Origin of the sequence: Actinoplanes sp. NPDC048791 (assembly GCF_040650095.1) — a bacterium.
GTDB lineage: Bacteria > Actinomycetota > Actinomycetes > Mycobacteriales > Micromonosporaceae > Actinoplanes.
Genome location: NZ_JBEZGQ010000706.1, coordinates 1 through 4,544, shown reverse-complemented (window position 1 = coordinate 4,544; position 4,544 = coordinate 1). Strand labels below are relative to the sequence as shown.

6 protein-coding genes are annotated in these 4,544 nt (G+C 72.9%); all 6 read left to right on the top strand.

Translation table 11 applies throughout. The features are described 5' to 3' along the window. Positions 1–647 (top strand): hypothetical protein (locus AB0C29_RS35040; RefSeq protein ID WP_360829604.1); only part of this gene is annotated, 647 nt, incomplete at its 5' end. A gap of 108 nt (positions 648–755) precedes the next feature. Beyond that, complete coding sequence (locus tag AB0C29_RS35035; RefSeq protein WP_360829601.1) at positions 756–1,271, top strand: VOC family protein; 516 nt, start codon at positions 756–758, stop codon at positions 1,269–1,271. Positions 1,272–1,389: 118 nt separating this feature from the next. Further along, positions 1,390–1,578 (top strand): hypothetical protein, encoded by a 189-nt coding sequence (locus tag AB0C29_RS35030; RefSeq protein ID WP_360829598.1) that lies wholly within the window; start codon positions 1,390–1,392, stop codon positions 1,576–1,578. Continuing rightward, positions 1,575–2,963, top strand: coding sequence for an NAD(P)/FAD-dependent oxidoreductase (locus AB0C29_RS35025; protein WP_360829595.1), 1,389 nt, complete (start codon positions 1,575–1,577; stop codon positions 2,961–2,963). Before AB0C29_RS35030 ends, AB0C29_RS35025 begins: the two co-directional genes overlap by 4 nt. Beyond that, complete coding sequence (locus tag AB0C29_RS35020) at positions 2,963–3,175, top strand: putative signal transducing protein (protein WP_360829592.1); 213 nt, start codon at positions 2,963–2,965, stop codon at positions 3,173–3,175. Before AB0C29_RS35025 ends, AB0C29_RS35020 begins: the two co-directional genes overlap by 1 nt. Positions 3,176–3,402: 227 nt before the next feature. After that, positions 3,403–4,544, top strand: a 1,142-nt coding sequence (locus AB0C29_RS35015; protein ID WP_360829589.1) for an MFS transporter, incomplete at its 3' end; no start/stop codon positions are given.

The following is a 4,544-nucleotide window of genomic DNA, read 5'->3' as shown; positions in this document are numbered from 1 at the left end:
CGCGGGAGTCCGAGGGCCGCCTGCTGCTCTGGCTGGCGATCATCGCCTTCCTCATCGCGTCGGCGGCGGTGCCCGCGTTCCAGGCGGTGAAGCGGCTGCACGCCGACCGGCCGCGGGCCGCGACCGCCGCCGTCCTCGCCGCCATGGTGCTGTTCGTCCTGCTGACGGGCGTCACCGCGCCTTCCGGCAGTCTCCTGCCGCAGGTCCTGCGGGCGACCGGCACCTGCGGCATGCTGCTGTGCGCGATGGCCCTCGTCTGGCTGCACGGGGACAATCCCCACGTACCGGTCCTGGCGCTGATCGGCCGGCGCGGCCGCCTGCTGCTCGTCGGTGTCCTCGGGATAGCGATCCTGTCCGTGCTCGGCGAGATCTGCGGCTTCTACTCCGCCCGGCTCGCGGCCGGAGATCCGGGCACCATCCCCCGCGTCGTGATCCACTCCGAGGACGACCTCGGCCTGGCCGGAGCGGGGGTCACCCACCTCGCCGGGGCGGGTGCGGACACCAAGTTCAAGCACGAGTACCGGGGGCTCCTGGCGCTGACCCGCAAGAACGACCGGTGGTATCTGGTGGCGGCGGCCGACCCCCGGGCCGGGGTACGGATCGTGCCCGACTCCGACAGCATCCAGGTGGATCTCCAGACGCGCTGACCCCGGGTGCCCGGGGCCCGGGGTCATACCAGTGCCTCACACGGGCGCGACCAGGGTGCCGGGCAAGAAGACTTCGGGCTGTCAGCAATTCGGTCCAAGGAGGTCATCATGACCAGCAGCACCCATGTCAGCGGCGAACCGCAGGCCGCCGGCCCCGCCGGCACCACCGTGGCGTACCGGCTCGAGGTCGCCGTTCTTCCGGTCGCCGACGCGGCCCGCGCCCGGGACTTCTATCTCGGGCTGGGGTGGCGGCTCGACGCCGACATCGATCCCGGTGGCGGCTACCACGCCGTGCAGCTGACCCCGCCCGGGTCGACCGCCTCGATCATCCTGGGCACCGGCGTCACCACTGCCCAGCCGGGCCAGAACGGTGGGCTGCTGCTCGCGGTCGACGACATCGAGGTCGCCCACGCGCAACTCGTGTCCCAGGGCGCACCGGTCAGCGAGATCTTCCACGACGCCGGCGGCAGCCTCGGTGGCGGTTTTGTCGCCGACCCCGCCGCCCACGCCGCCGGGCCGGACCCCGAGCGCCGCTCCTACGCCTCCTACGCGACGTTCGAGGACCCCGACGGCAACCGCTGGTTGCTCCAGGAGCTCACCGACCGGCTGCCGGGCCGGGTCTGAGCAACAGTACGGGGGCCCGGCGACCAGTGGGTTTCCCGGGCGCGAGCCCGGGCCGGGCCGGGCGAGAGTGAAGTGACCGGCGGCGAGCCGGTTCCGCAACGGACACGGAGGGCACCTGATGGACGTCGCAGCGCTGGCCGAGCTTCTGCGTGAGGCCGAGGACAACCACGGCCGGTACGAGCCGACCGCACCGAAACATCACTGGTGGGACTGGTACGCGGCCTTCGTCGTCGCCCGCCAGCAGGGCCGGAGCGCGGAAGAGGCGTACCGGGACGCCACCGCCGCGCTGGAGGGGGCGCCGCGATGAGCACCGGCTTCGACGTGATCGTGCTGGGGGCCGGCGCGCCCGGGGAGCACTGCGCCGCGGCGCTGGCAACGGGTGGGCTGCGCGTGGCCATGGTCGAACGGGAGCTGCTCGGCGGCGAGTGCTCGTACTGGGGCTGCATTCCGTCCAAGACTCTGCTGCGGCCCGGGGAGGCGCTGGCGGGGGCCCGTAACGCCCCCGGCGCCAAGGAGGCCGTGACCGGGACCGTCGACGTGAAGTCGGCACTGGCCTGGCGTGACTTCATGGTGTCGAACTACGACGACGCCGGCCAGGTGGCGTGGGCGCGCGGTGCCGGGATCGAGGTGATCCGCGGCCGGGGCCGGCTGGCCGGGCCGGGTGCGGTCGAGGTGGACGGGACGACGTACACCGCCCGGCACGTCGTGGTCGCCACCGGTTCCGATCCCGCGTTCCCATCGCTGCCCGGGCTGTCCGAACTGCCCGGGGTGTGGACGGACCGGGAGGTCACCGGCCTCACCGAGGTGCCGCGGCGGCTGCTGGTGCTCGGCGGCGGGGCGATCGGTGTCGAGATGGCGCAGGCGGTCACCCGGCTCGGCGGGTCCGTCACGCTCGTGCAGCGCGGCGACCACCTGCTGCCACGGGAGCCGCGGGCTCTCGGTGACCAGGTGGCGGAGGTCCTGCGGGCCGACGGCATCGAGTTGCGGCTCGGCCAGGCGCCGACCGCCGCCCGGCTCGACGGCGACGAGTACGTGCTGGCGTTCGCGGACGGCTCCGAGGTGCGCGGTGACCGCCTGCTCGTCGCCACCGGCCGGCGGCCGCGGGTCAGCGATATCGGGCTCGAGACGGTCGGCATCACGCCGGACCCCCGCGGGATCGCCGTCGACAGCCGGCTCTCCGCCGGGCCGGACCTCTGGGCCATCGGGGATGTCACCGGGCTGTGGCTGCTCACCCACGTCGGCGAGTACCAGGGCCGGGTCGTCGCGTCGAACATCCTCGGCGGGCCGCGCGAGGCGCACTACGAGGCCGTGCCCCGGGTGATCTTCTGCGACCCGCAGGCGGCCGCGGTCGGCGCGGCTGAGGGCGACTTCACCGCCACGATCCAGCTCAGCGGTGTCCCCCGGACGTCGACCTACACCCGCGCCTACGACACCCAGCCGGGCTTCCTCACTCTGGTGTCGGACGGCGAGCGGATCACCGGGGCCTGCGCCCTGGGGCCCGAGGCCGGCGAGTGGCTCCAGCAGGTGACGCTGGCGATCCGTACGGGCACTCCGGTGCCGGTGCTGCTCGACGTCATCCAGCCGTTCCCGACGTTCTCCGAGGCCGTCTTCCCGGCCCTGCGCGACCTCGACGCGCAGATCGCCCGCGCGCGGGCCGCCGCCGTGGCCGTGCCCGCCGGTCAGGAGGCGTGATGGACCGCGCCGCTGTGTCCGTCGCGGTCGTCGGCAGCCGCACCGAGGCGGAGCTGATCGTGGGCCTGCTGCGCAGCCACGGTCTCCGGGCAGCCTCGGCGGCCGACGACGCCGGCGGGCAGGAGCCACAGTTGCAACTGCAGGGGGTGCACGTGCTGGTGGCCGCCGCCGACGAGGCGGCGGCCCGCCGGTTGCTCGCCGAAGTGGAATGAGCCGCTAAAGTTGCGGCGTTACGACGGTTCGCCAGAGGAAGAGGAGCACTGATGGCCACCACGATGTCCGGAGCTTCCGTTCGCCCCTTGGTGACCGCGGTCGCCGGCTGCTAGAGCCGCGCGGGTAGCAACGCAGCACCCATCCCGGTCGCCGGGGGCGAGGTGACACCTGTCACCGGCCCGTGGCGCTGTCTGGCGTCTCCGTTCGCCTCTCCGGGAGTTCCGCTGTGTCCGCACGTCCGCAATCCGCTGATCGTCCTGTCCCCCGCAACGTCCGCCTGCTGAGCTGGTTCAACTTCTGCGGCGACTTCCGCCTGTACGGGCCCATCATGGTCATCTACTTCGCGCAGGTCACCGGCTCGTACACCGCCGCCGCCAGCCTCCTGGCGGTGAAGATGCTGTCCTCGGCGGCGTTCGAGGTCCCGACCGGGGTGCTCTCCGACCGCCTCGGCCGGCGCGGCACCATGATCGCCGGTGCCGTTGTCATGGTGGCCGCCCACGTCGGGTACGCAGCCGCTCCGGGCTACGGCCTCCTCCTGGCTGCCGTTGTGCTGGAGGGCTTGGCCACCGCACTGTGGAGCGGCAACAACGAGTCTCTGCTCTACGACACGCTGCTCGAAGCCGGCCGGGAGGACGAGTTCCCCCGGCACTCGGGCCGGGTGAACTCGATGTTCCAGCTCGCGCTGGCCCTGGCGGCGGCCGTGGGTGGCGTGGTCGGTGGCGCATGGTCCCTGCGCGGCGTGGTCGTGCTGTCCGTCGTGCCGCAGGTCCTGTGTGTCCTCATCGCCTGGCGGGTCCGGGAACCGCGGGTGCACGGCCCGCTGGAGTCGACCGTGCTGGTGCATCTCGGGTCGGCCCTGCGCGGCATCCGCCGCAATCCGGTGCTCCGCCGGATGACCCTGGTGTCGGCTCTTCGCTACAGCAGCGAGAGCGCGGCGCAGTTGTCGCCGGTTTTCGTGGCCGGGCTGTGGCCGCTCTGGGCGCTGGGCCTGTGGCGGACCTTCGGCCACGCCGTGGCCTTCGCCGGCTTCCGCGTCAGTGGCTGGGTGATCGGCCGGCTGGGCGCGACCCGCACTCTGCTGTCCGGTGAGCTGTTCGACACCGTGGCGAACGTCGTGGCGCTGGTCAAGCCGACGGTGTTCTCGCCGGTGCTGCTGGGCTCACCGGCCTACGGCATGTCGACGATCGCCCAGCAGACGCTGCTCCAGCGGGAGTTCACCGACCGGGAACGCGCGACGATGGGTTCGCTCGCGTCGCTGCTCGGCAGCGTGCTGTACGCGCTCGTCGCGCTCGGAGCCGGCCTGGTGGCCGACCGGTGGGTGAACTCCGGCTGGAGCAGCGTCTGCTGGGCGATCGTCGTCATGCCGTA